Origin of the sequence: Mycoavidus sp. B2-EB, assembly GCF_014218255.1 — a bacterium.
Classification (GTDB): domain Bacteria; phylum Pseudomonadota; class Gammaproteobacteria; order Burkholderiales; family Burkholderiaceae; genus Mycoavidus.
On record NZ_AP021872.1, the window covers coordinates 1,450,404 to 1,475,522 of the forward strand.

The 25,119-nt window shown below is 49.6% G+C and carries 22 protein-coding genes; 13 read left to right on the forward strand and 9 right to left on the reverse strand.

The genetic code is table 11. From position 1 onward, the window contains the following. Nucleotides 1-72: 72 nt before the first annotated feature. Both MPB2EB_RS06405 and MPB2EB_RS06410 read right to left on the reverse strand, forming a co-directional pair. Nucleotides 73-990 (reverse strand): Rpn family recombination-promoting nuclease/putative transposase, encoded by a 918-nt coding sequence (locus tag MPB2EB_RS06405; RefSeq protein ID WP_185181514.1) that lies wholly within the window; start codon nt 988-990, stop codon nt 73-75. A gap of 190 nt (nt 991-1,180) precedes the next feature. Continuing rightward, nucleotides 1,181-1,999 (reverse strand): GntR family transcriptional regulator, encoded by an 819-nt coding sequence (locus tag MPB2EB_RS06410; protein WP_185181515.1) that lies wholly within the window; start codon nt 1,997-1,999, stop codon nt 1,181-1,183. Between the two features lie 150 nt (nt 2,000-2,149). Here MPB2EB_RS06410 and MPB2EB_RS06415 point away from each other — a divergent pair, with 150 nt between their 5' ends. The 4 genes from MPB2EB_RS06415 (at nt 2,150) to MPB2EB_RS06430 (ending at nt 7,784) form a co-directional block, all read left to right on the forward strand. Continuing rightward, on the forward strand, nt 2,150-3,133 hold the full coding sequence (locus MPB2EB_RS06415; RefSeq protein WP_185181516.1) for a malate dehydrogenase: 984 nt from the start codon (nt 2,150-2,152) through the stop codon (nt 3,131-3,133). A gap of 40 nt (nt 3,134-3,173) precedes the next feature. Further along, nucleotides 3,174-3,677: a hypothetical protein gene (locus tag MPB2EB_RS06420; protein ID WP_185181517.1), complete on the forward strand. Its 504-nt coding sequence runs from the start codon at nt 3,174-3,176 to the stop codon at nt 3,675-3,677. 127 nt (nt 3,678-3,804) lie between these two features. Next, the gene (gene acnA / locus MPB2EB_RS06425; protein ID WP_185181518.1) at nt 3,805-6,540 is read left to right on the forward strand and encodes an aconitate hydratase AcnA; all 2,736 of its coding nucleotides are present in this window, start codon (nt 3,805-3,807) and stop codon (nt 6,538-6,540) included. Nucleotides 6,541-6,641: 101 nt separating this feature from the next. Continuing rightward, nucleotides 6,642-7,784 carry a glycosyltransferase gene (locus MPB2EB_RS06430; RefSeq protein WP_185181519.1) on the forward strand — a complete coding sequence of 381 codons (1,143 nt, stop codon included), beginning with the start codon at nt 6,642-6,644 and terminating at the stop codon, nt 7,782-7,784. A 120-nt stretch (nt 7,785-7,904) separates the two neighbouring features. Here MPB2EB_RS06430 and thrC read toward each other — a convergent pair whose 3' ends face one another. Beyond that, on the reverse strand, nt 7,905-9,389 hold the full coding sequence (thrC, locus tag MPB2EB_RS06435) for a threonine synthase (protein ID WP_185181520.1): 1,485 nt from the start codon (nt 9,387-9,389) through the stop codon (nt 7,905-7,907). Nucleotides 9,390-9,392: 3 nt separating this feature from the next. Beyond that, nucleotides 9,393-10,733, reverse strand: coding sequence for a homoserine dehydrogenase (locus MPB2EB_RS06440; RefSeq protein ID WP_185181521.1), 1,341 nt, complete (start codon nt 10,731-10,733; stop codon nt 9,393-9,395). A 450-nt stretch (nt 10,734-11,183) separates the two neighbouring features. Between MPB2EB_RS06440 and MPB2EB_RS06445 the strand changes: the two genes are divergently transcribed. After that, entirely contained in the window at nt 11,184-12,443 is a 1,260-nt protein-coding gene (locus tag MPB2EB_RS06445; RefSeq protein ID WP_198422348.1) for a 2-hydroxycarboxylate transporter family protein, read from the forward strand. Nucleotides 12,444-12,492: 49 nt separating this feature from the next. On the opposite strand, the gene aroE is transcribed toward MPB2EB_RS06445, so the two are convergent. Genes aroE through mpl form a run of 3 tightly spaced genes read right to left on the reverse strand, consistent with a single transcriptional unit; the run spans nt 12,493 to nt 16,713 of the window. Then, nucleotides 12,493-13,338 carry a shikimate dehydrogenase gene (aroE, locus tag MPB2EB_RS06450; RefSeq protein WP_185181523.1) on the reverse strand — a complete coding sequence of 282 codons (846 nt, stop codon included), beginning with the start codon at nt 13,336-13,338 and terminating at the stop codon, nt 12,493-12,495. 7 nt (nt 13,339-13,345) lie between these two features. After that, on the reverse strand, nt 13,346-15,301 hold the full coding sequence (locus MPB2EB_RS06455) for a ribonuclease catalytic domain-containing protein (protein ID WP_185181524.1): 1,956 nt from the start codon (nt 15,299-15,301) through the stop codon (nt 13,346-13,348). Next, nucleotides 15,298-16,713 (reverse strand): UDP-N-acetylmuramate:L-alanyl-gamma-D-glutamyl-meso-diaminopimelate ligase, encoded by a 1,416-nt coding sequence (mpl, locus tag MPB2EB_RS06460; protein ID WP_185181525.1) that lies wholly within the window; start codon nt 16,711-16,713, stop codon nt 15,298-15,300. Before mpl ends, MPB2EB_RS06455 begins: the two co-directional genes overlap by 4 nt. 135 nt (nt 16,714-16,848) lie before the next feature. Here mpl and MPB2EB_RS06465 point away from each other — a divergent pair, with 135 nt between their 5' ends. The 8 genes from MPB2EB_RS06465 (at nt 16,849) to MPB2EB_RS06500 (ending at nt 22,816) form a co-directional block, all read left to right on the forward strand. After that, nucleotides 16,849-17,406, forward strand: a complete 558-nt coding sequence (locus MPB2EB_RS06465; RefSeq protein ID WP_185181526.1) for a TlpA disulfide reductase family protein — start codon at nt 16,849-16,851, stop codon at nt 17,404-17,406. 135 nt (nt 17,407-17,541) lie between these two features. Beyond that, complete coding sequence (gene aroQ, locus MPB2EB_RS06470; protein ID WP_185181527.1) at nt 17,542-17,988, forward strand: type II 3-dehydroquinate dehydratase; 447 nt, start codon at nt 17,542-17,544, stop codon at nt 17,986-17,988. Nucleotides 17,989-18,039: 51 nt separating this feature from the next. Beyond that, complete coding sequence (accB, locus tag MPB2EB_RS06475) at nt 18,040-18,513, forward strand: acetyl-CoA carboxylase biotin carboxyl carrier protein (RefSeq protein ID WP_185181528.1); 474 nt, start codon at nt 18,040-18,042, stop codon at nt 18,511-18,513. A gap of 16 nt (nt 18,514-18,529) precedes the next feature. Next, complete coding sequence (accC, locus tag MPB2EB_RS06480) at nt 18,530-19,897, forward strand: acetyl-CoA carboxylase biotin carboxylase subunit (protein ID WP_185181529.1); 1,368 nt, start codon at nt 18,530-18,532, stop codon at nt 19,895-19,897. Nucleotides 19,898-19,921: 24 nt separating this feature from the next. After that, entirely contained in the window at nt 19,922-20,839 is a 918-nt protein-coding gene (gene prmA, locus MPB2EB_RS06485) for a 50S ribosomal protein L11 methyltransferase (RefSeq protein ID WP_185182684.1), read from the forward strand. 24 nt (nt 20,840-20,863) lie between these two features. Beyond that, entirely contained in the window at nt 20,864-21,364 is a 501-nt protein-coding gene (gene tpx, locus MPB2EB_RS06490) for a thiol peroxidase (RefSeq protein ID WP_185181530.1), read from the forward strand. A gap of 4 nt (nt 21,365-21,368) precedes the next feature. After that, complete coding sequence (locus MPB2EB_RS06495; RefSeq protein WP_185181531.1) at nt 21,369-22,307, forward strand: carbohydrate kinase family protein; 939 nt, start codon at nt 21,369-21,371, stop codon at nt 22,305-22,307. Nucleotides 22,308-22,339: 32 nt separating this feature from the next. Next, entirely contained in the window at nt 22,340-22,816 is a 477-nt protein-coding gene (locus tag MPB2EB_RS06500) for a hypothetical protein (RefSeq protein WP_185181532.1), read from the forward strand. A 138-nt stretch (nt 22,817-22,954) separates the two neighbouring features. Here the strand turns inward: MPB2EB_RS06500 and MPB2EB_RS06505 are convergent, their stop codons facing one another. Together MPB2EB_RS06505 and MPB2EB_RS06510 are read right to left on the reverse strand one after the other, a co-directional pair. Beyond that, on the reverse strand, nt 22,955-23,578 hold the full coding sequence (locus MPB2EB_RS06505) for a histone H1-like DNA-binding protein (RefSeq protein ID WP_185182685.1): 624 nt from the start codon (nt 23,576-23,578) through the stop codon (nt 22,955-22,957). Nucleotides 23,579-23,893: 315 nt separating this feature from the next. After that, complete coding sequence (locus MPB2EB_RS06510) at nt 23,894-25,039, reverse strand: ribonucleotide-diphosphate reductase subunit beta (protein ID WP_370576591.1); 1,146 nt, start codon at nt 25,037-25,039, stop codon at nt 23,894-23,896. Nucleotides 25,040-25,119: the final 80 nt, after the last annotated feature.

Genomic DNA, 25,119 nt, shown 5'->3' on the forward strand with positions numbered 1-25,119 from the left:
AGGCGATAAAGCTTGATATGAACAAGCCGTCTAAAGATTAAAATCTCTAGGACGGCCCAAAGTTGAAAGAATTTATGTCAGCGCTTTCAGGTCAGAAAGACCCGTGACTTTTTTAATTGTATCTAACCCTAATCCTATATTTTGGAGATTTTGAGCAATGGCAAGCGCTTTCAGTTGCTCACCTTCGCGCTGGCCCTCTCGCCAACCTTCTCTCCACCCTGTTTCACGCCCTTCTTCTCGCAAAAGTTGCCCTAATGTTTTCATCTCTCCATCCTCTCGACATTGTCTTACGTTTTCCATCAAGTACTGTAAAAATTGCCCATCATCGTCACGCCCTTCTTCAACTAAATAGTAGATTAATTGTCTAAGTTTTTCAACTGGTAAGGGATAGCATTGCAGCAGTTCGGCTAACTGTGGCGCAAACTGCATTAAACTCTGCGTGCCGATGTATTTTTGCGCAAGCGCTAGCGCCGCCATACGTTTAAAGCGCTTTATTTCTGCGTCTAGAAGGGTGGATAGATCTAGAATTTGGACCGACGCCGGCAGCCCCAAGCGTTTTTGCGCTAACCACTTGCGCTTAAAACAATTCAAATAATTCGTAGGTCCAGGATAAGGCCGTTCGCCCCGGTAGAAAATCATCTCAAATACAGCAGGGAGTTGTTTATGGCCTTGTTCAAGATGTTGCTGCATAATGCCGTTTAGGTAACTTGAAAGCTTAAACGGCGGCAGAGCACTGGCGGTACTCTCGTGTTCCATTAAGATATACAGTTTGTCTTGCCCGTCCGGGCTACTGACTGAATACACGATATCGGCAAAGCGCTGGCTGAGATTACTTTGCACAAAAGCACCTGAAACCAGTTGCAGCGTATTGAAATCACATTCTTTTTGCAGATACAGCGGCAAATGAAGCTGCAAAAACTCTTGCGCTATATCAATATCTTTTAAAAAAGACTTAAACAGCGCGTCATGCGGCATAGATAGCTTTTTCATCTTTATTTGGTGCGCAACAATAAATACGATTACGGATAACCGCTATTATCTTGTGCGCACCAAATGATTTACAGCTAGCCGAATGGCTATATTGATCTAAAACTCTTGTTGTATTTTTTAGTTGATTGCCTCACCCGCTCGATCAACATAGCACCGCCTTTAATTTTCAAGCTCAATAGAATCACTCAAATTAACTTAAGTCATTCTGATAATAAAACGTATCCGTCACATACCAACCACGCCGCACTTCAACTGGCCGGTCACCATAGGTATAAGACACCCGCTCCACACTTAATAGTGGGTGACCAGGCGCCACTCCAAGCGCTGCTGCAACCGCCGCATCCGCTGCTAATGCACGAATTTTCTCTGAAGCGCGAATCATACGCGTGCCAAATTCTGTCTCGAAGAGGCCATAAAGCGGCCCATGATACGCGGCCAATCGCTCTGGCGTTAGCCCTCGAAATAGACTGCCTGGCAACCAAATTTCATCGAATACGGCAATCAACTCACCAAACTGTAAAGTACGTTTGATTAATATCACGGGTTCATTGGGCTTAAGTTCAAGCGGCTGCGCAATCTCGGCCGGCGCACGCAAGCGCCGGCACTCAAGCAAATGACTTGTGTACCCGGCCGGTGCCCCTTCTTCTGAGAGTAAGCGCAAAAAACGAAACTGCGCGCGCGCTTCGCTATGGGTTGCCACAAAAGTACCTTTGCCTTGTCGACGGACCAGCAAATTTTCAGCTGCCAGAACACTGATTGCCTTACGTACAGTGCCTTGACTGACCTGATAGCGCGCGGCGAGCTCAACCTCGCTTGGAATGGGTGCGCCTGGCTTCCACTCGCCTGCTTCTAGACTCTGCGTAATAAGTGCTTTAATTTGTTGATAAAGAGGGCTAAAAGTAGGCGCATGCGACAACCCTATCTGCTCGCTGTTCGCAATTTCAGTAGGGATTCTGGATAAAGTGGGTGGGCTACGATTCATTCTAGTATTGGAGCACAGCCCACTCATACCGTCTACTCTTGTTTTAATTAATATGTCTTATATAAGACACATGATAATATTGACTTTCAAAACAGCGGCTTTTAGACTTGGGACCGATATCAAGCGCCGCGCCGGTTTTACACGCGGATTGTTTAATGACTCTATCAGGAAATAACTATGCCTAAACCTGCAAAGCGTATCGCCATTTCCGGCGCTGCCGGACAAATTGCTTACTCACTGCTCTTTCGTATCGCCAATGGCGATTTACTAGGGAAAGATCAGCCAGTCATTTTGCAGCTATTAGATTTGCCGCAGGCGCAAGCTGCTGTGAAGGGGGTCGTCATGGAGCTTGAAGATTGCGCCTTTGGACTGTTGCAAGACATTATTATTACAGATGATCCTAAAATTGCTTTTAAAGATATTGATTTCGCATTGTTAGTTGGAGCGCGCCCCCGCTCCAAAGGAATGGAGCGTAAAGAACTCCTAAGCGCAAATGCCGAAATCTTTACGGTACAGGGCCGTGCTCTAAACGAAGTAGCCAGCCGCAATGTAAAAATATTGGTCGTCGGCAACCCGGCTAATACCAATGCATATATCGCCATGAAATCTGCACCCGACTTACCGCAGAAAAACTTCACTTCAATGATGCGCCTTGACCATAATCGCGCTTTATCGCAACTTGCTGCTCAATCAAAACAGCCCATCACGGAAATCGAGAAAGTGATTGTCTGGGGCAATCATTCGCCTACAATGTATCCAGATTTTCGTTTCGCTACGGTAAAAGGCGTAAATTTGCAGCAAATGCTCAATGATGAAAACTGGAATCGCAAGGTTTTTATTCCCACTGTAGCGCAACGCGGAACCGCCGTGATCGAAGCGCGTGGCTTGTCGTCGGCCGCTTCTGCAGCAAATGCCGCGCTTGATCATATGCGCGACTGGGTATTAGGCAGCAATGGGCGTTGGGTCACAATGGGCATTCCTTCCAATGGAGCTTATGGCATTCCTAAAGATCTGCTCTACGGTTTTCCAGTGACTACCGCAAATGGAGAATACACTTTAGTATCAGACCTTGAGATCGATGCGTTTTCGCGCGAGCGAATGGATCTTGCATTGCAAGAACTGCTCGAAGAACAAAATGGCGTAAAACATTTGCTTGGGTAGTCAATATTGTTGAAATAAACGGTATAAAAAGGAGACCTATATGAGAAACCTAGTTATCGCCACCTTCATCTATCTCTTCACTAGCGTCCCCGGGGCGCTAGCAAGCGATGCGGTTACACGAGCCACTCCGGCCACAACCTCTTCAAACGCATCCGCAACAGCCGAACGCTTGCGCAAGCATGCAGCGCGCAAAAAAAATGGGGCGGCTAAAGCAAACGCCACGACTGCTCAGCCAGTGAAATGGCTATGCAAAGGCAACCAACCTCTCTGGATCACCGGTGATATGCAGCGCGATCAAATCCTTACCATGCGCTGGAATCGTAAGAACTACCGACTGCCGCGCGTCCAGACCAGTACCGGCGCTGATCGCTTTTATGATCCAGCCAGTGGGATGAGTTGGGTTGTAATTCCATCTAAAGCCATGCTTTTCAATGACAAAGGTCAATATAAACAACGCCTTGCCGATGAATGCAGATCACACGCAATGATTGCGCAGGACATTCCCGCGCCAACCCAGGCGGAGGCAATTCGCAAAACTCGTTAAACAGGCTTTTCGCAAATCAGAGGGCTAGCATTTTCTCAGGCTGCTGCACCCTGCTATAAAACATCGTGCATCAGCATTTGAGGAAAAGCAGCGCAGAAGATTAGCGATTTCCGCGGATAAGGACAAAATGGCTCATTCTCTTTACAACACACTTAAAGAATTCGATAGCGGCACCCAAATTGGTCAGTTTTACTCACTGCCACAGCTAGGTCAGGCGCTTAATCTTAAACTTGAGCGCTTACCCGTCTCAATCAGGCTGGTGCTTGAATCCGTATTACGCAATTACGATGACCGCAAAATTACGCGTACGCATATTGAACAACTCGCAAATTGGCAACCCAAGGCTACCCGCACTGAAGAAATTCCGCTGGTTGTCGCGCGTGTGGTGTTACAAGATTTCACGGGCGTGCCGCTGCTGGCTGATATTGCTGCAATGCGTGATGTCGCTCGACACATGGGGCGCGACCCCAAATTGATCGAGCCTTTAGTGCCCGTTGATTTAGTCGTTGATCACTCAGTTCAAATCGATTATTTCCGCCGTAAAGATGCCCTCGATTTAAACATGAAGCTGGAATTCCAGCGCAATCAGGAACGCTACCAGTTCATGAAATGGGGCATGCAAGCGTTTGATACATTTCACGTCGTGCCGCCCGGCGTTGGCATTGTTCATCAAGTGAATCTCGAATATCTCGCGCGTGGCGTACATCATCAGAAAATTCAGACTGATGCGGAGCATAACGTTATTTATTATCCTGATACGCTGGTTGGCACCGATAGCCATACCACAATGATCAACGGTATTGGCGTCGTCGGTTGGGGGGTAGGTGGCATTGAAGCAGAAGCCGCGATGCTAGGTCAGCCCGTCTATTTTCTGACTCCAGATGTGATTGGCTTTGAGTTAAAAGGCCAATTGCGTGAAGGCGTCACAGCAACGGATCTGGTGCTAACCGTCACCGAGCTTTTACGCAAAGAAAAGGTAGTCGGTAAATTTGTTGAATTCTTCGGCACCGGAGCCGCTTCAATTGCTGTGCCCGACCGTGCCACCCTCAGCAATATGGCGCCCGAATACGGAGCGACGATGGGCTTCTTTCCAGTGGATGATAAAACCATCGAATATTTTGAAAATACCGGGCGCACGCAAGAAGAAATCCAGGCTTTGTGCAATTATTTCAAAGCACAGCATCTCTATGGCATGCCGCAGGCGGGTGAAATTGACTACACGCGCGTCATCACGCTTGATTTAGCTACGGTAAGCCCTTCACTCGCCGGCCCTAAACGTCCGCAAGATCGGATTGAACTGAATCAAGTGAAACAAACGTTTACTGATTTATTCTCAAAATCGGTCAGCGAAAACGGCTTTTCTAAAGATAAAAATGCGCTCGAACAGGTTTATATGAACCGTGACGGCATCAAAATTAGCAATGGGGACATTTTAATTGCCGCCATTACGTCCTGTACTAACACATCCAACCCAAGCGTACTCTTGGCTGCCGGTTTACTGGCCAAGAAAGCGGTTGAAATGGGCTTAAGCGTCGCACCACATATTAAGACCTCGCTCGCGCCTGGCTCACGTGTCGTCACTGAATATTTAACTGCCACGGGCTTACTGCCTTATCTTGAGAAACTGGGTTTTACTCTGGCGGCATATGGTTGCACCACCTGCATTGGCAATGCTGGCGATCTCACACCAGCACTCAATGAAGCTATCCTTGAAAACGATATCGTCGCAGCCGCAGTGTTATCAGGCAATCGCAATTTCGAAGCCCGCATTCACCCCAATCTACGGGCCAACTTCCTCACTTCGCCACCGCTAGTCGTAGCCTATGCAATCGCTGGCACCATCATGCGCGATTTAATCACTGAACCGCTTGGCCAAGGTACCGATAAAGATGGAAAAGTGCGAGATGTTTATCTTAAAGACATCTGGCCTACAAACGATGAAATCCATCAATTACTCAAGGTCGCACTCAATGCGGAAGTATTTAGAAAAAACTACGCACAGCTCACTCAAGAAGGCGATTTGTGGAGCAAAATTGAAGGCACTGAAGGCCAAGTTTATAACTGGCCAAAGTCAACTTACATTGCGCAACCGCCCTTCTTTACTGATTTTAAGATGCAACCTGCAGCGCATCAATCTAGCGTTAAGAACGCGCGCGCACTTGGCATTTTTGGCGACTCAGTTACAACTGACCATATCAGCCCGGCTGGCGCAATCAAAGAAACCTCTCCGGCAGGCTTATGGCTGCAAAAAAATGGCGTGCTTAAAGCCGATTTCAACAGCTATGGTTCACGCCGCGGCAACCATGAGATTATGATGCGCGGCACCTTTGCCAATATCCGCATCAAAAACTTGATGATCCCCCCCCAGGCAGACGGTACGCGAGTCGAGGGAGGCATTACACTGCATCAGCCAAGCGGAGAATTGTTATCCATTTACGATGCCGCCATGCGTTATCTTGAGGAAGATGTGCCCACCATCATCTTTGGCGGTGAAGAGTACGGCACAGGCTCTTCGCGCGACTGGGCCGCCAAAGGTACTCAATTACTCGGCGTAAAGGCGGTGATTGCCTGTAGCTTTGAGCGCATTCATCGCTCCAATTTAGTGGGTATGGGGGTTTTGCCATTGCAATTCATGCCTGGCATAAACGCGCAAACCTTAGGCCTTCAGGGCGATGAAAGCTTTGATCTTGAGGGTTTCGCGCACATCAAACCGCAGCAACAAGTGACGCTCACGATCCGCCGCGCAAATGGCGCGGTACAACATGTGCCTTTGTTGCTACGCATCGATACACCCATTGAGGTGGATTATTATCAGCATGGCGGGATTTTACCTTTTGTGCTGCGCTCGTTACTGGCTGCCTAAACTGCCGTTTCAAGCGGCCTGCCAGATACACGTCTGTGACAGGCCGCTGCCTCTTTACCGCGCAAGCCTCCAATCGTGTGACTCGCTTGAGTATCCTATTTATGAAGATTCTGTACACAAACTTCCACGTGAGCTATGGCGGCGGCCATACAACCTATGTAGCTAGCCTGGCCGAGTCACTCCGCGCGCGTCATGAAATATGGGTGGCAGCCCCTCCCACCAGCAAGTTGTATCTGCTTTGCCAATCCATCCCCAACGTTAACGTAGTCGATATGCCTTTTCCAAGTAAGCCAAGGGAATGGCGGGACATATTCAGTACGCGCAAACGGTTGCGTACGATGTTCGAAAAAGAATGCTTCGATATTGTGCACGTGAACGGTTCACCGGACCATCGTTTGGTCATGTATGCTCTCTTCGGCTTGCATGGGAAGAGGCCGCAGGTGGTGTATACAAAACATAACTCGCTACCCGTCGGAAAGCATTTCGGCAGTCAACTCCGAGTGAAATATGCAACCGATCACGTGATTGCAGTATCACGCCACACTAGTCATCTACTTAATGGTACGCCCTATACTAAGCGAGAGGTGTCGGTAATCCCCAACGGGGTAGATGTAGAGTACTTCCATCCTTTTGACGACGCTGCCTCCCAGCAAGCGCGTTTGCGTATGGTCGGCCCTCAACATGCGGGTAAATTCATTGTTGGGAGTGTTGCAGGTACGGCCGAGTACAAGGGGTGGATCGATATGGTAACGGCAATCTCGAAATTGCCTGGCGCGACGCGCGAAAAGGTACATATCTTGATTGCGGGTGAAAGTCCAAGTGCTTCACAGCGGCAACAAGTGGCACAACTCGGCATGTCTGAGCACGTGACCTTCGCTGAGAACTTATTGGATGTACGACCCTGTATTGCGGCTCTCGATATTGGTTTTGTGCTTTCCTATGCAGAGGCGATTTCTTTTGCTTGTCGCGAAATGATGGCGATGGGGAAGCCCGTTATCGTCACAAATTGCGGGGGGTTGCCAGAGAACATCACTGAGGGCGAAGATGGCTGGATTGTCTCCCAACACGATCCCCATACTCTCTCGAGGTTACTTCAGGAGATTATAGGCAACCCTGAGACCTTGCGAGCGATAGGAGAGTCCGCGCGGCGCAAAAGTAAAATACATTTTGGGAAAATGTTGTTCGTACAAAAGACGGAAGCCGTCTACCAACACCTCATCGCGACCTCCTCACCTCAACTTTGAGTGCGGCCTGCCCAATCAGCCTGCTCTACGTATCATTTTTTACAGAGCCACAGCGACTATTCCAGGCTGAGTGAAGGTTAAGCAAAAGCAGGTCAATAAAAAATGGACGAACTCACGGGCTTATCCAGTGTGCGCAGCAATAAACTCTTTCAAGAACTGCGCATCCGGCGGCACAACCTCAAAGCGCATCGGCAATTTTTCAATCTCGGCAAAGGTAGCCGGCCTCTCAGGATCTCGCCCTAGCGCCTCGCGCATGGCCGCGCTGAATTTAGCGGGTTGCGCGGTTTCCAGCACCACCATCGGCACACCAGGCTCTAGATAACGGCGCGCGACGGTCAAGCCATCAGCCGTATGCGTATCAATCATCGTTGCATAGTGCGCATAGGTCTGCTGGATGGTCGTCATACGCTCTTTATGCGAGCTACAGCCTGAAACAAAACCAAACTGGTGAATGCGCGCAAAATCACCACTGCCGGATAAGTCAAAGCCTTGATTTGCTTCAAGTTGCTGAAATAATTGCCGCACCCGCGCCGCATCACGCCCCAACAAATCAAATACAAAGCGCTCAAAATTCGATGCCTTTGAAATATCCATACTCGGGCTGCTCGTATGATAGGTGCCTGCAGCATCGCGGATGCGGTAAACACCTGTGCGAAAAAATTCGTCTAGCACATCATTTTCATTTGTCGCTACAACCAGTTTATCAATTGGCAAACCCATCATCCGCGCAATATGCCCGGCACAGACATTGCCGAAATTACCCGATGGCACACAAAATGACACTTTAGGCAGCGCCTCAGATCCAGATGCCTGACCTAATTTTGTCGCAGCCGGTTGAGTGGCGGCTAACCAACCCTTAACGTAATAAACAATTTGTGCGACCACACGCGCCCAATTAATCGAATTGACTGTGCCAATCTTATATTGGGCTTTGAACGCGTGGTCGTTGGAGACCGCTTTGACCAAATCCTGGCAATCATCAAATACCCCTGTTACGGCAAGGTTAAAGATATTCGGGTCTTGCAGGCTATACATCTGTGCGCTTTGAAACGGGCTCATCTTTTGGTGGGGAGAGAGCATAAAAACCCGAATCCCCTGCTTGCCGCGCATCGCATATTCAGCCGCGCTGCCGGTATCGCCCGAAGTCGCGCCCAGGATATTGAGCTGTTTGCCTGATTTGGCCAGCGTATATTCAAACAACCGACCCAGCAACTGCATAGCTAAATCTTTGAACGCCAGCGTTGGGCCATTCGATAGCTCAAGCAGGTAAAGGGGCACCCCGTTTTCGATGCCTAAAGCCTTAAGGGGTGTAATTTGCTCAGCCTTTTCAGGCTCACGTGCATGGCGATATATTTGCGCAGTATAAGTACTGTGGGTTAACTCGCGCAGATCTTGGGCAGGAATATCGTCACAGAATTTAGCGAGAATTTCATACGCAAGGTCTGCATATGACAGATCTCGCCAACGCTCAAGTTCGTCCGGTGTAATCGAAGGATAAACCGCAGGTAAATATAACCCGCTATCTGGAGCTAAGCCTGCGAGCAAAATGTCAGTAAAAGTCCGGCGCTCGTTTGCGCAAGCCCCACGGGTGGAAATATAATTCATGCACTAACACCCTTCATTTAATGTTTCAATCCGCAGTTTTGTCATCTGCGGCATAACTGTCGTCAAGGTACCCATTTGCTCTAGCGCGGCACTTATTTGCTTCTCAACAGCCAGATGAGTAATCACGATTAAATCGTCTGTCTCATTAGCGCTCACCGGATCAGGCAAGCGTGATTTTTTTTGCAATAAAGCATCAATGGATACATCATTATCAGCAAGAATCTTTGTAATGTTAGCTAATACGCCTTTTACGTCCATGACACGCAGCCGTAAATAATAGCGGCATTTCACTTCACTGATTGGCAAAACTGCCAAATTTGATAACTGATCCGGTTGGAATGCAAGAGGGGGTACGCGCTGATTTTGGTCTGCGGTATGTAAACGCGTCACATCGATCAGATCAGCCACCACTGCGGAGGCGGTTGGCTCGCCACCCGCACCTTTGCCATAATAAAGCGTCGAGCCCACTGTGTCGCCATGCACAACGACCGCATTCATCGCCCCTTCGACATTGGCGAGCAGATGTTGGATTGGGACCAAGGTGGGATGCACGCGCAACTCGATGCTATCTGCAATCCGTCGCGCAATTCCGAGCAGCTTGATCCGATAACCCAATTCTTCTGCATATTGAATATCAAGCGGGGCCAACTCTTTAATGCCTTCAATATATGCTCTGTCAAATTGGATGGGGGTGCCGAAAGCAAGCGCACTCATCAGCGCTATTTTATGAGCTGCATCGATACCCTGAAGATCCATGGTCGGATCAGCTTCCGCATAACCTAGGCGCTGAGCGCGCTCAAGAGCGGTCTCAAAATCAATGCCATGCTCGCGCATTTCAGACAAAATGAAATTTGTCGTGCCATTGATAATCCCGACAATCCATTGAATTCGGTTAGCGCTTAATCCTTCGCGCAGAATTTTGATAATCGGGATACCACCGGCAACGGCTGCTTCGAATGCTACCATCACCCCGTGCTTGTGCGCCATGGCAAAAATCTCGGCGCCATGCACCGCAAGCAGAGCTTTATTGGCTGTCACCACATGCTTGCGGTTGGCTAATGCACGCAATACTAATTCGCGCGCAATCGTAGTGCCGCCGATCGTTTCTATTACGATATCTAAAGCTGGGTCACAGACCAATGCCTCAGCATCTGCGTCCAACATAACTGAATCAGCCCTGCCTAGTATGGCCCGCGCTTTGTTGCTATCGCGCACAGCGATTCGTTTGATCTCAATGCCGCGTCCAGCCCGACGACTAATTTCGCCCTGATTACGCTGGAGCACAGCAAACGTGCTTTGACCAACAGTGCCGAAACCTAAAAGCCCGGTTTTAATTGTTTCCATCTAAAACTTACCTGTACCTAAAAAGAGATTAACGTACGCTGCCGCAACGTGGATATTTGCGACAGTTTATCGGCCTGTTATATAAATGAACAAGCTGCCAGCAAAACTCACTACACCACTCTTCGTTTGTCTGCTCATCGGCTCGCTCATGCTCAAATACTGTGACCGCATGAGCATTGCTTAATGGGCATCGATAATTTATGAACGTTACCCTTGTGAAGTAGGCTAATTTTGCCAAAACTATAATTTATAGCGAATCGCGCTTTATTTTACACATTAGGACATCTTATAAATAAAAAACATAGACCAAGCAGGAAATCCACGATGAAGGTTTTTTCTTTAGGTGCTTATGCTTTGACGCGCAAATTTTTCCAGCAGCTTACAAGCAAGCCTAACCAGAATAGCCTTTCATCTAGCTCACCACCGCATGCACTACGCTGGTGGCTTTGGATGGACAAGCGGGTCGGCATTGTGCCGCTCCCCGTATACTGCGTCACGATGCTTTGCTTAGGCGCTTTATTTGCGCTGGGTAAAACTCCAACTGATATTTCAGTTATGGCTGCGATCCTCGCAGTGTTAGGCTTTACCTGCGCTGAGTTAGGCGCGCGCATTCCAGGTTTGCGCAGAATCGGCGGTCCGGTGATCGTGACCACTTTTTTACCTTCCTGCCTGGCCTATTATCAATTACTGCCAAATGAACTCATCCGGTCCATTACAGATTTTTGGCAAGCCACTAATGTATTGTATCTATTTATTGCTGCGGTTGTCGTTGGCAGTATCTTGAGTATGGACCGGCAGGCTCTAGTTAAGGGTTTTGCTAAAATTTTTGTGCCGTTAGCCATCGGTTCGATCGCTGCTGCGATTGTAGGCACGCTTACAGGGATGGCGCTCGGTTTAGGGGCGCACCACACTTTCTTTTATATTGTTATCCCGATTATGGCCGGCGGCATTGGCGAAGGGGCGATTCCCCTTACGCTTGGCTACGCCGAGATTTTGAATCTACCACAAGGGCAATTATTCGCCCAGATTATACCCGCAGTCATGCTTGGCAACTTGACAGCAATTATCTGCGCCGCCTTACTTAACCAATTCGGTAAACGTTACCAGCGCTACAGTGGCAGAGGCCGCTTACATAAAGGCGACCATAGCGTCTTGGCAAACCACACCAATCTGCCTACGGCTTCAGTTGAAAATTTTGCGTCGGCTGGCATGATTGCCATTTGCTTATATATATTAGGCATCTTAATCCATCAATTGATTGGCCTGCCTGCGCCAGTCGCCATGCTGCTCCTGGCCGTGCTCGCCAAATTGACTTATGCAGTTTCTCCTAAGTTAGAAGAGGGCGCGCGCACGGTTTATCGTTTTTTCTCTACGACTGTGACTTATCCTTTGTTGTTTGCAATCGGCATTACGATTGCTCCATGGGACCAGTTACTCGTGGCGTTCACGCTGGCTAACCTCATCACCATTGTTGTCACTGTCGTGACCTTGACAATGGTCGGCTTCTTTGTTGGACGTTGGGTCGGCTTGTATCCGATTGAAGGGGCCATTATTAATGCCTGCCATAGTGGGATGGGAGGGATTGGCGATGTAGCCATTTTAACTTCCGCGCATCGCCTGCAATTGATGCCATTTGCGCAAATGGCAACTCGCTTAGGTGGCGCGCTTACGATTACGATTGGGATTATTTTGCTTGGCGCATTACATTAGCCTAGTATGAGCACCTGTAATAAAAAAAAGCGTGTTGAATTCAGTTGGCTCACTTGCGACCCAGCAATGCGCGCAACTCAGCCAGCACTGAAACGCTCTCAGGTCGCACTCCCCGCCACACAAAAAATGCTTCGGCCGCTTGTTCCACCAGCATGCCTAGCCCATCTGCAGTAGACGCGCCATGGCGCTGCGCATAGTGCATAAAAACCGTCTCTTGCGCCCCATACATCATGTCATAGGCAAGCGTATTTGCCCCCAGCGCGCACGCATCGAAAAGTGGCAGCTCCCCCGTAAGGCTGCTGGCCGTAGCATTGATTACAACATCAAACGTGCCACGCGCCACAGCTTCCCCTCCACCGCTCAGCTGACACCCAACTTCTGCAGCTAATTGCGCAAAATGATGGGCAAGCTCAGCCGCGCGCTCGGCCGTACGATTAACAATCACGATCTCGGCAAGTTTGGCCTGCAGCAATGGCAAGAGGGCCCCGCGCGCCGCCCCACCCGCGCCAAGCAACAAAACGCGGTGGCCCGCTAGCGCCAAGCCGAGATTACCTTCAATATCTCGGACCAGACCAACGCCATCGGTATTGTCACCATACAGGCCACCCGCATCAACTCTTAGGGTATTAACTGCACCCGCAGCCGCGGCGCGGGGCGATAATGTATCCGCTAACGCATAAGCATCGAGTTTAAACGGCACAGTGATATTGCATCCGCATCCGCCGCGCGCAACAAAATCTCGTATCGTTTCGGCGCAGCCATCAAGCGGCGCGCATAGGCGCGTATAACAAAGATTTTCGCCCGTCTGCGCGGCAAATCGAGCATGGATCCACGGAGATTGGCTATGGTGCACCGGATTGCCAATCACTGCATAGTGATCAACCGTTAACATCATGGCATTTTTATGGGCAGCTCAGCGCGGTGTCGCCAGATAGATCCGTCTGAGCCTCACTCCCCTCTAATACTTGTGCTAGGCGACATGAAACTTCAAGAGTAAGCTCGTCTAGCGCGAGAATATCGAGCCACAGCTTAGTATCGCGCGCATGCACACCAAGACCAGGCACATGCAGCAATAGCGGGATTTCGTCAAACCTAACCAAATCTCCTTTTAGGACCGTGGCAAGCATACGTTCACGCTTTTCTTGCTTGAGCCAGCGCAAGCACCAAAAACGCTCCATGCGATTCTGGTGATCTGCATAGGCTTGATAAATTTCGTCAAAATTTTGCACAATCACGTACAAATCTGCATCTTTGGGCTTAAACGGAGCCACCAATTTAGCCGCCACACCATGTTGCGTACAGGCTAGAAGTTGCCATTGATTGACTAAATCGATATAGCGCCGCAAGGGTGAGGTGCTCCATGCATATTGCTCAACCCCTAGCCCTTCATGGGGCTCTGGGCCAATTTGCATGCGCGTGCGGTTAACGCCAAATGAGCGTTGCGCCCGATAAATTCCTGGCACATCATATTTAGCCAATACCGCACCCCAACTGCTGTTCACTAAAATCGCTAACTCAGCAACAATCAAATCAAGCGGAGAACCGCGTCGGCGCGGGGTGATCGAGACCGATTCGCCGTCGATAGCAAAATTAAAGTCTGTATAGCGCTGCGTTTCGCGCTTAAGTCCATAATTGATGCGAGCCGTCTGCCGCTTTTCGTAAAGCGCTTGCGCAAATGGCCAAAGTACTGCGATCTCTTTTTTATAGGGATAATCGCCCTCACCTGCTGCAATGGCCTCTGCTGTTACGATTGCATCAAGCCAATTATGGCGCAGATTGTGCGCAATAAATACACGCTCGGCGCGCGTCTCGGTGGCCACAATATCTTGCGTTGCGCCATCGATAATTGCATAAAACGACAGTACCGGCCGGAGCCCACCTTCCTTTAAAGTGAATGTATTAATCAGCGCGGCGGGCAACATAGTGATTTTATCGCCCGGAACATAGACGGTCGATAAACGCGTGCGCGCAATCAAGTCAATCATGTCGTCCCGCGCGACGCCAAGCGCGGGCGCAGCAATATGCACGCCAATCCGCAAACGATCATTGGCCAGCCATTCGACCGAGAAAGCGTCATCAATTTCAGTCGTGCTAATGTCATCGATCGAAAAAGCTTGGACTTCAGTCACCGGTAACTCGTCGAAGCCGCTCTCGGCCGCCGGCCCAGAATATTCGACTGCTGGGCCAAAGCCCGTCCCCTGTGGGAAATGCTCCGCCAAAAAACGGCTCTCATGCAATGCACGCGCAGAAGGAATCGCGCCACAATCGAGTATTAATTGTGCGACTGAAACACCGCAAACACTGGCTGCAGCCTCCAACGCTTTGTATTCGATTGAATTTTTATCGGGTTTGGTTAATAAAGTGAGAACCTTACCCTCAAAAGCCGCCGGTAATCGATGAGCGGTTAATTCAGCTTCATAAGTGGCCTGCAATGCTGCCTGTTGGCTACGCCGTTCAAGAGCGGCCAATGCGGCTTTGAGTTGCTCTTCTGGTGCGCGCAGGTATTGCCCGCGCCCTTTACGACGAAAATAGACAGGGGCGCCATGTAAACGCAGAACCAGTGAGGCTCGCTCAATCGAGGTGACCTGTGCGCCAAAATATTCCACGGCGAGCGCTGCGAAGTTAAATTCATCGCTCCCTGCGCACTCCCACAAAAAATCCAGTTCGATGGCCTGAGCGCACGCCTCAGCGGCGCGCATTAATTCAGCAGCTGTCGGCGCTGAAAACTCAAGTAGCACATCTTTACTTTTTACTTTAATCCGCCGCCCGCCGGGCAATTCAACTTGCAACGTTTCATTCTGGTGAGAGAGTACAGTGCCGGCCTTAAAGCTGCCGGAATCTTCAAAAAAAACGTTCACGCAACCTTCCCTGAATCAAAATCGATTGTGGCATTCTCTTTTTTAGAAAGCATGGCAAGCAGTTTCGCATGAATACCACCAAAGCTGCCGTTGCTCATCACTACAATATGATCATTTGGCCGCGCCGCCAGAACGACCGCGTGCGCCAGCGCCTCAAGATCATTCAAAGGGTAAACACGTTCGCCCAGTGGCGCTAGAGTTTGAGCTAAATCCCAGCCGAGCGCGTCGCGCCCCGCTGATGCCCCATATGCGAAAACCAGATCAGCCTGAGCTAGGCTCTCTGGCAATTGGGATTTCAGCACCCCCAATTTCATCGTATTTGAGCGCGCTTCAAGCACCGCCAAAATGCGGGCCTGGGGCCCGATACGCGCGCGCAACCCAGCCAGGGTCGTGCTAATTGCGCTCGGATGATGAGCAAAATCATCATAGATCGTGATGCCGCCCACGCTACCGTATGTTTCCATGCGCCGCTTCACCCCAGCAAAACGCGCCAACGCCGCAGCGCCGGCGGCCGGCGCTACGCCGACATGGCGGGCCGCAGCCAAGGCCGCTAACGCATTGAGCCGATTATGTTCACCCAAGCTTTGCCAGTTGACCATGCCTACTCGCTGGGTCTGCCAATGCACGGCAAAAGATTGATCCATGACACGCTCATCAACCGGCTCTGCTTGCCAGCCGTCGGCCACCCCAAAAGCTTCAATTTCACTCCAGCAGCCCCTGCTTAACACGCGTGCAAGCGCTGCATCGCGGCCATTCACAAGGATCCGCCCAGCCGCTGGGACAATACGCACTAAATGATGAAATTGCGTTTCAATTGCAGCCAGATCTGGGAAAATATCTGCATGATCGTATTCGAGATTATTGAGCACGAGAGTGCGCGGACGATAATGGATAAATTTAGAGCGCTTATCGAAAAACGCCGTATCGTATTCATCTGCTTCGATCACAAAAAAATTCGATGCCGTGAGTCGCGCCGAAATATTCAAATTAAGTGGCACGCCACCGATTAGAAAACCCGGGTTCAATCCAGCTTCTTCGAGCAGCCAAGCAAGGATAGACGCTGTGGTGGTTTTGCCATGCGTGCCGGCCACTGCCAATACCCATTTTTGCGCTAACACGTGTTCGCCAAGCCATTGTGGGCCTGAGGTGTAAGGCAGACCTTGGTCTAGAATCGCCTCCATTAATGGGTTGCCACGCGTCACAACATTCCCGACTACATAAAGGTCCGCATTGAGTGCAAGTTGGTCAGCGTGGTAGCCGTCGATAAGTTCAATGCCTTGTGCCGCAAGCTGCGTACTCATCGGTGGGTACACATGTGCATCGCAACCGGTCACACGATGACCGGCTTGGCGTGCAAGCACAGCCAGCCCTCCCATGAAGGTACCGCAAATGCCGAGAATATGAATATGCATAAAAAATCAGGTTTGTGCTCAACTCAGATCAGCCAACAAAGACTGATAAAACCCAGAATTGTACCCGAGAGAGGCAACCGCAGAAAACCACCCCGCGCCTGTTCAAGGTGATGAGATTTTCTGTATCATATTGAAATGTTTAGAAAATCTCTGGGTATATCTTTATTGATAGGGGCTGCCGCGGTGATGGCAAGCGCCTCCTTTTACGCCAACGCTCATGCTGGCACGCCTTTATCTGTCCCCGCCAATTGGTGGCAGACTCAATTGCCGCAACTGTCAAACTCTACTGCGCCCATTTCACCCGCGCTCGCCGTTGCGCTTCCCCCCCGCTCTCTTGCGCAATACCGCGGCAAACCCCTGGTGATTCATTTTTGGGCGCCATGGTGCTCGCATTGCATTCAAGAAATTGAAACACTTACCCTGCTGTATAAGGAATATGCGCCTAGCGGCCTTCAGTTTATTGGTATCGCGGTTGATTCAGCGAGTCATGTCTTACAGTTTACGCAAAAAACTTCGGTACCTTATCCAGTGTATATTGCCGGTTTCGGTGGCATAGAGTTGGCACGCGGCTTTGGCAATACGCGCGGTGGACTACCGTTTACAGTTATCCTGAATCAAGCAGGAGAAATTCACTATACTGCGCTGGGTCGCCGTAGCGTCGCCGAGTTCCGCCAACAATTTAATAATCTATAATAGCTATTTAAGCTGACTAGGATACAAAATATATTTTTCCTAATCGAGTCATTTCTTTCCTATTTTTTTATTAAACTAGACAAACTTCGCTATTCGGCTGTAAAGTTCGCCCAATTTCTTTAAATTAGATATTAAATGACTGCTCGGCTACTCGTGTTGCATGGCCCCAACCTCAATTTACTCGGCTTGCGAGAGCCGGAGGTATATGGTCGCCTAACACTCAGCGAAATCGACCAGCGCTTGCAACAACGCGCTGCCTCCGAAGACGCTACAGTGGAGACCTTTCAAAGCAACCACGAAGGAGTATTAATTGACCGTGTGCACCACGCCAAGGCAGAAAATATTGATTTCATTGTTATCAATCCAGCCGGCCTTACACACACTAGCGTAGCGCTACGCGATGCGTTAGTTGGTGTAGATATTCCATTTATCGAAGTACATTTATCGAATATTCACCGCCGTGAGGCATTTAGGCATCAATCATTTCTTTCAAGTCAGGCGCTTGGCGTCATTTGCGGCTTTGGCTGGCAAAGTTATCTATTTGCGCTTGAATTTGCGCTTGATCAACTGAAACCTATTTAATTAGTTATTAGGCGCTGCTGCGGCAGTCATTATTTTCATGGGAACTTATCAATGGATTTACGTAAGCTCAAAACACTCATCGACCTAGTATCAGAATCTTGCATCTCTGAACTAGAAGTGACCGAAGGAGAAGGTAAGGTTCGGATCGTCAAAAATACAGCGCCGGTTTATATGCAAGCGCCTGGACCCATACCGCAATTTAACGCGCCAATCCAAGCCAGCGTGACCGAAGTGACCGCTAGCACTGCGCCAATGTCAAACGCAGAAGCGGCAGCTAGCGAGGTGGTGCAGGGCCATATTGTTCAGTCTCCGATGGTGGGCACGTTCTATCGCGCCCCCTCGCCAGGCTCAGAGCCCTTTGTACAAATTGGCGATAGCGTCAAAGAAGGGCAAACCCTTTGCATCATAGAAGCCATGAAGCTCCTCAATGAAATCGAGGCCGATAAAACAGGCATTGTGAAAGAAATTTTGGCTGAGAACGGTCAACCTGTCGAATATGGGCAACGCTTATTTGTCATTGCCTAAAATCCAATAATGTCATATGTTTGAAAAAATCTTAATTGCCAATCGCGGCGAAATTGCGCTACGCATTCAACGCGCCTGTCGGGAGCTCGGTGTCAAAACCGTGGTTGTCTATTCCGAAGCAGACAAAGAAGCGAAATATGTGCGTTTAGCCGATGAAGCGGTCTGCATTGGGCCCGCACCTTCCGCACAGTCCTATCTAAATATGCCAGCCATTATTAGCGCGGCTGAAGTCACCGACGCTGAGGCAATCCACCCTGGCTATGGCTTTTTGTCAGAAAATGCTGATTTTGCCGAACGCGTCGAACAATCCGGTTTTACTTTTATTGGGCCACGCCCCGAAACCATCCGTTTAATGGGTGACAAAGTATCCGCCAAACAAACCATGCTCAAAGCTGGGGTGCCCTGTGTGCCAGGCTCCGAAGGAGCTTTACCTGAAGATCCGAAAGAAATCATCAAACTTGCGCGACAAATTACTTATCCAGTGATTATCAAAGCTGCGGGTGGGGGAGGCGGACGAGGCATGCGCGTAGTCCATACGGAAGCCGCTCTGATTAACGCTGTCAATATGACTCGTGAAGAAGCTGGGCGTGCCTTCGGTAACCCTAGTGTGTATATGGAAAAGTTCTTGGAGAACCCACGCCATATCGAAATTCAAGTACTCGCAGATTCATTTAAGCACGCAATCTGGCTGGGGGAGCGCGATTGTTCAATGCAGCGGCGACACCAAAAAGTGATCGAAGAAGCGCCAGCGCCCCATATCTCGCGCCGCCTGGTCGAGCGTATTGGGGACCGCTGTGTAGATGCATGTAAAAAAATGGGATACCTCGGCGCAGGTACTTTTGAGTTTTTATACGAGAATAATGAATTCTATTTCATCGAAATGAATACACGGGTACAGGTCGAACACCCGGTCACAGAGATGATTACCGGCATCGACATCGTACAAGAACAAATCCGCGTGGCGGCTGGGGAAAAACTCCGCTTTAAACAGCGCGAAGTCATTCTGAAAGGCCATGCAATTGAATGCCGAATCAATGCTGAAGACGCCTATAAATTTATTCCTTCGCCCGGGCGCATTACATCATGGCATGCGCCTGGCGGACCTGGCATTCGAGTCGATTCACATGCCTATAACAGTTATTTTGTGCCTTCTCATTATGATTCAATGATTGGCAAAGTGATTTCCTATGGCGCCACCCGCGAGCAAGCGATTAGCCGCATGCATATTGCGCTTTCTGAAATGGTCGTGGAAGGGATTCAAACCAACATTCCATTACACCGCGAGATGATGCTTGATGCAAAATTTGTTGAAGGCGGCACCAGTATTCATTATCTTGAAAATAAGCTCGCGGCTAAGCATCAAGCAACGCTTCAAAAGGCCTAACTTAGGTCACCTGGCATGAACCCGCTGAGCTATCGTGAACTCGTGGTCGAACTCGCGCAAACGGATGCACAAGCACTGTCCGATATTTTGCTTGAGTTAGGCGCTTTATCGGTTACAGTTGAAGATGCACAAGCCGATACGCTTGATGAAAAGCCGCTGTTTGGCGAGCCAGGTCATGAACCGACTCATGTTGCGTGGCAACATTCTAAGTTAAGCGTGCTCATTGCTGAGTCCGATGAACCAGCGCTTTTGCTTAGCGCTGCGGCTAATCAGCTTGGTCTAACCTCGCTGCCGCCCTATCATGTGCGTGAAGTACCGCAGCAAGACTGGGTTCAACTGACCCAAGCGCAGTTTGAGCCGATCCCGATCGGCCAACGCATTTGGGTCGTCCCCTCCTGGCATGTGCTGCCCCCAAGCGCGCCTAAAGATGCGTTGCTACTCGCCTTAGATCCTGGGTTAGCCTTTGGTACCGGCAGTCATCCCACGACACGCCTATGCATGGAATGGCTTGAAGCAACCGTGACTACAGGCCATACTGTACTGGATTACGGTTGTGGCTCTGGAATCCTGGCCATCTTGGCTAAAAAATGCGGTGCAGCTCATGTCGTTGGCATCGATATCGACCCGCAAGCGATTGCCGCGGCGCGCCGCAACAGTGAACAGAATCAAGTAGAGGTTCTCTATCATCTCCCGGATGAGGCTCAACCCGCCCAATTCGATCTTGTTATCGCCAACATTCTAGCTAATCCGCTAAAACAGATGGCTTCAATGTTATGTGCCAACATACGCCCCGGCGGCCAGCTTGCGCTTTCTGGCATCCTTGAGCACCAGATAGATGAACTCATACTCCATTATGCGCGTTGGCTTAAGCTATCCGTCTGGCGCACAGCGGAAGGTTGGGTGTGTCTAACTGGCCAACGACTTCCCGCAGATCATTTATAACAACGCTTCAATCGGAGAATTACGATGTCTACAGTCACTTTGGGCGGCACCTCCGTCGGAATCAATGGCACTTTCCCAGCCCCACATCAAATAGCGCCTCCCTTTACGCTGACCGGCAAAGACTTGGCTGAAGTTAAGCTAGCCGATTTCGCTGGCAAACGCAAAATCCTGAGTATTGTGCCAAGCCTGGATACCCCCGTTTGCGCAACCTCGGCGCGCACTTTTAATGAAGCTGCAAGTCAGCTTAAGAATACGATCGTGCTGGTCATCTCAGCAGATCTACCCTTTGCCGCGGCACGCTTTTGCAGTACCGCTGGCATCGAGAATCTGATCACACTCTCTACCTTTCGCCATCCCGAGTTCGCTCAGCAATATGGGGTCGAGATAACGAGCCCGCCGCTTGCTGGTTTAACCGCGCGCGCCGTACTTGTGCTGGATGAAAACAATCAAATTTTGCACGCGGAACGGGTATCTGAAATTAAGCATGAGCCTAACTATGAAGCCGCACTTGCCGCATTGAGATAATTTTATGAGCACTCTTATCTGTGGTTCGCTCGCCTATGACACCCTGATGACCTTTGAGGGGCGTTTTCGCGAGCACATTCTGCCGCAACAAGCTCATATTCTCAATCTTAGCTTTCTAGTCCCTACGATGCGCCGCGAGTTTGGCGGTTGTGCGGGTAATATTGCTTATAGTCTGAGCGCACTCGGCGGCACCCCATACATTATGGCAACGCTTGGCGCGATAGACGCGCAAGATTACCTCGACCATCTGGCGCAGCTTAAATTGCCAACCGACTATTTACGCGTGCTGCCGGGCATGTATTCAGCGCAAGCCATGGTCACCACTGATCTTGAAAATAATCAAATCACGACCTTTCACGCTGGCGCAATGTTGCAAGCGCACGTTAACCAGGTCAGCCAAACGCAGGGCATCACGCTTGGCATTGTAGCGCCCGATGGCGGAGACGCCATGCGCCAACATACCGAACAGTTTGCCGCCGCGAACATTCCTTTTGTGTTTGATCCGGGTCAAGGGCTCCCGCTGTTCCAAGGCGCAGAACTACAAAAGATGATTGAACTTTCCGCCTATCTCATACTCAACGATTATGAAGCACAGCTATTAAGCGATAAAACCGGTTGGTCGATTGCGCAAATTGCCGCACGAGTGCAAGCGATGATTGTCACGCGTGGCGAACAAGGCGCGTTGATTTATCACGAGGGGAATGTTATTACTCTTCCCGCCGTTCCAGTTGAGCAAGTGATTGACCCAACTGGCTGCGGCGATGCATTCCGAGGCGGCGTGCTGTATGGGATTGAGCATGGCCTAGATTGGGCCACAACCGGCCGTCTCGCTAATTTGATGGGCTCAATCAAAGCGGCTCATCAAGGCCCACAAAGCTACTCTCACCGCTGGGAGACAATCCATGAATATTTTAAACACACTTTTTCTTACAGCTTACAGTAAGTAATTTTGGGGAATTTTTGGAGAATAAATGTATGAAACCCATGATTCGCATTACAGCAGCGGCTTTGCTAGCGGGTTCCTTCGCGCTACAGGGCTGCGCCTTACAAAGCTCGTCGGCCGATGTCTATACAGCTCGCCAAGCGCAGCGTGAACAAACCGTGCGCTTGGGCACGATTGAAAGCGTGCGCGCTGTCAAAATCCAAGCCGACAATGGCCAGCCAAGCGGCCTAGGCGCCCTCGGCGGGGGGGCTTTAGGCGCAATTGCCGCCAGTAGCATCGGCGGCGGACGCGGCGCTCTGCTCACAGGCATTGCGGGGGGGCTTGGCGGCGCCGTCGCGGGCAATGCCATAGAAGGAGGCATCGCCAAACGTAATGGACTGGAAATCACCGTACGCCTTGACAATGGTGATATACGCGCAATTACGCAGGAAGCAACGCCAGAGATATTTCGTGCTGGCGAACGCGTACGCCTAGTATCAGGCGGCGGCGTTACTCGCGTCACCCACTAAGAAGAAACCCGCTTTCTATCGAAAGAATATCCCGCTGTCTGGCAAACGCTGACCAGCGGGATATAGGATCGAATCAACACCCGATCAATTAATGCAGTGAGCTGCCTGCAAATCAACTTACACCTACACTGGCCAAAGTTACGGTCGGCTGCCAGTTGGAAACGGCCAAGCAGCCGTCGGATTTAGTGCGGTTTTGACACCTGCTGTAGCGTTTGATGGGATAGCCGCTGAAGTTGTAGGAGTCGGCTTAGTTACCGAGGTGTTTTTTTTGGGCGTCACCGCTTTTTTCACCGCGCTGACTTTTTTAGCCACGGCTTTTTTTACGGCGGTAGCTTTCTTCGCGACCACTTTCTTAACCGCTGCGACTTTCTTCGCGACAACTTTTTTCACGGGGGCCTTTTTAGCCACCGTTTTTTTCGCGGCTACTTTTTTCACGGCAACCTTTTTAGCGGCCACTTTCTTGACCGGAGTCTTTTTTGCCACTACTTTTTTCACAGCAGCTTTTTTAGCGACAACTTTTTTCGCTGGCGCTTTTTTCGCAGCAACTTTTTTCACAGCAACTTTCTTGGCTGGAGTCTTCTTCGCCACTACTTTTTTCACAGCAGCTTTTTTAGCGACAACTTTTTTAGCTGGCGCTTTTTTCGCTACCACTTTCTTGACCGCAGCTTTTTGAGCTGTGGCCGTTTTCTTTACAGCAACTTTCTTTGCCACGGGTTTAGCCACCGTTTTTCCTACGGCGGGTTTTTTCTTGGCAGTCACCATCATTTTCTCCTTCAAGTTTTAGAGAAGAGTCGAACAAATAACACTCTTGATTGAGGCTCGACTTTCGCAAATGCATTTCTTATCTGCTCTCACGAAAAACGAACCATTCATCGACGCAGGCCTTATTTTTGGCCTACGCTAATGAATACCGCTGCACATATATGGCCTCATTTAGGCACTGTATATGCGAAAAAAATGCCGACACCCAGGCCGGCCGCTGCCGAATCAATCTACTGCAAAACCGAGTGTTTTTTTTCATAACAATCTTTGAAGGAGATGTAATTTGTCAGGCTCAGCGCCATCTTGCCTGCGTTACTATTCCCAATTGAGCGCACCGCCAGTCTGATACTCAATGACTCGCGTTTCAAAAAAATTACGCTCTTTTTTTAAATCAATCATTTCACTCATCCATGGAAAAGGATTCTCTTCCTTTGGGAAAAGCGGCTCAAGGCCAATTTGGGTACACCGTCGATTGCAAATAAAGCGCAGGTAACTTTTGAACATTGAAGCATTCAGACCCAGCACACCGCGCGGCATTGTATCTTCAGCGTAACGGTATTCGAGATCTACGGCAGTCTTAAACAGCTCGCGAATTTCTGCGCGAAACTCAGAAGTCCATAGATGCGGATTTTCCAGTTTAATTTGATTAATCAGATCAATGCCAAAATTACAATGTAATGACTCATCACGCAAAATGTACTGGTATTGCTCGGCTGCGCCCGTCATTTTGTTTTGTCGGCCAAGCGCTAAGATCTGCGTAAAACCAACATAAAAGAAGAGGCCTTCCATCACACACGCAAACATAATCAGCGATTTCAGCAAAGCTTGATCTGCCGCTGGCGTGCCAGTCTTAAAAGCAGGGTCAGTTAATGTATGGATAAACGGGAGCAGAAATTCGTCTTTATCACGAATCGACGAAACCTCATGGTAAGCATTAAAAATTTCCCCTTCATCCAAGCCCAGTGATTCAACAATATATTGATATGCATGGGTATGAATCGCTTCTTCAAACGCTTGACGCAACAGATACTGACGACACTCAGGCGCGGTAATATGGCGATAAGTCCCTAGAACGATATTATTTGCCGCCAGCGAGTCTGCGGTGACGAAAAAACCGAGGTTCCGTTTTACTACACGGCGCTCATCTTCAGTCAGGCCATTTGGATCTTTCCAGAGCGCGATATCGCGCGACATATTAATTTCTTGCGGCATCCAGTGATTCGCGCAGCCAGACAAATATTTTTCCCAAGCCCATTTGTATTTAAATGGAACCAGTTGGTTTACATCCGTTTTGCCATTAATAATGCGCTTATCAGCAACCCTCACGCGTTGCTGATCCGGTTGGCGAACTGGACTATCAAACGCCGTCATAGATGACTTTGGTGAAAGAAGTTGCGGCTCGCCAGTTGCGGGAGTTTTGGTCGTGATCTCTTCGTCCCAGTTAAGCATAAATTCCACCATCGATATAAATCGGTTTGTACCATCTTTTCACAAGGGATAAAAGAGTTCGCTTGTGAAAAGCGTTTTTTTAGTGTTGTATG

Coding starts and splice junctions, on each gene's coding strand:
- MPB2EB_RS06405 (WP_185181514.1), bottom strand. CDS start 990: ATGAAAAAGCTATCTATGCCGCATGACGCGCTGTTTAAGTCTTTTTTA.
- MPB2EB_RS06410 (WP_185181515.1), bottom strand. CDS start 1,999: ATGAGTGGGCTGTGCTCCAATACTAGAATGAATCGTAGCCCACCCACT.
- MPB2EB_RS06415 (WP_185181516.1), top strand. CDS start 2,150: ATGCCTAAACCTGCAAAGCGTATCGCCATTTCCGGCGCTGCCGGACAA.
- MPB2EB_RS06420 (WP_185181517.1), top strand. CDS start 3,174: ATGAGAAACCTAGTTATCGCCACCTTCATCTATCTCTTCACTAGCGTC.
- acnA (WP_185181518.1), top strand. CDS start 3,805: ATGGCTCATTCTCTTTACAACACACTTAAAGAATTCGATAGCGGCACC.
- MPB2EB_RS06430 (WP_185181519.1), top strand. CDS start 6,642: ATGAAGATTCTGTACACAAACTTCCACGTGAGCTATGGCGGCGGCCAT.
- thrC (WP_185181520.1), bottom strand. CDS start 9,389: ATGAATTATATTTCCACCCGTGGGGCTTGCGCAAACGAGCGCCGGACT.
- MPB2EB_RS06440 (WP_185181521.1), bottom strand. CDS start 10,733: ATGGAAACAATTAAAACCGGGCTTTTAGGTTTCGGCACTGTTGGTCAA.
- MPB2EB_RS06445 (WP_198422348.1), top strand. CDS start 11,184: ATGGACAAGCGGGTCGGCATTGTGCCGCTCCCCGTATACTGCGTCACG.
- aroE (WP_185181523.1), bottom strand. CDS start 13,338: ATGATGTTAACGGTTGATCACTATGCAGTGATTGGCAATCCGGTGCAC.
- mpl (WP_185181525.1), bottom strand. CDS start 16,713: ATGCATATTCATATTCTCGGCATTTGCGGTACCTTCATGGGAGGGCTG.
- MPB2EB_RS06465 (WP_185181526.1), top strand. CDS start 16,849: ATGTTTAGAAAATCTCTGGGTATATCTTTATTGATAGGGGCTGCCGCG.
- aroQ (WP_185181527.1), top strand. CDS start 17,542: ATGACTGCTCGGCTACTCGTGTTGCATGGCCCCAACCTCAATTTACTC.
- accB (WP_185181528.1), top strand. CDS start 18,040: ATGGATTTACGTAAGCTCAAAACACTCATCGACCTAGTATCAGAATCT.
- accC (WP_185181529.1), top strand. CDS start 18,530: ATGTTTGAAAAAATCTTAATTGCCAATCGCGGCGAAATTGCGCTACGC.
- tpx (WP_185181530.1), top strand. CDS start 20,864: ATGTCTACAGTCACTTTGGGCGGCACCTCCGTCGGAATCAATGGCACT.
- MPB2EB_RS06495 (WP_185181531.1), top strand. CDS start 21,369: ATGAGCACTCTTATCTGTGGTTCGCTCGCCTATGACACCCTGATGACC.
- MPB2EB_RS06500 (WP_185181532.1), top strand. CDS start 22,340: ATGAAACCCATGATTCGCATTACAGCAGCGGCTTTGCTAGCGGGTTCC.
- MPB2EB_RS06505 (WP_185182685.1), bottom strand. CDS start 23,578: ATGGTGACTGCCAAGAAAAAACCCGCCGTAGGAAAAACGGTGGCTAAA.
- MPB2EB_RS06510 (WP_370576591.1), bottom strand. CDS start 25,039: ATGGTGGAATTTATGCTTAACTGGGACGAAGAGATCACGACCAAAACT.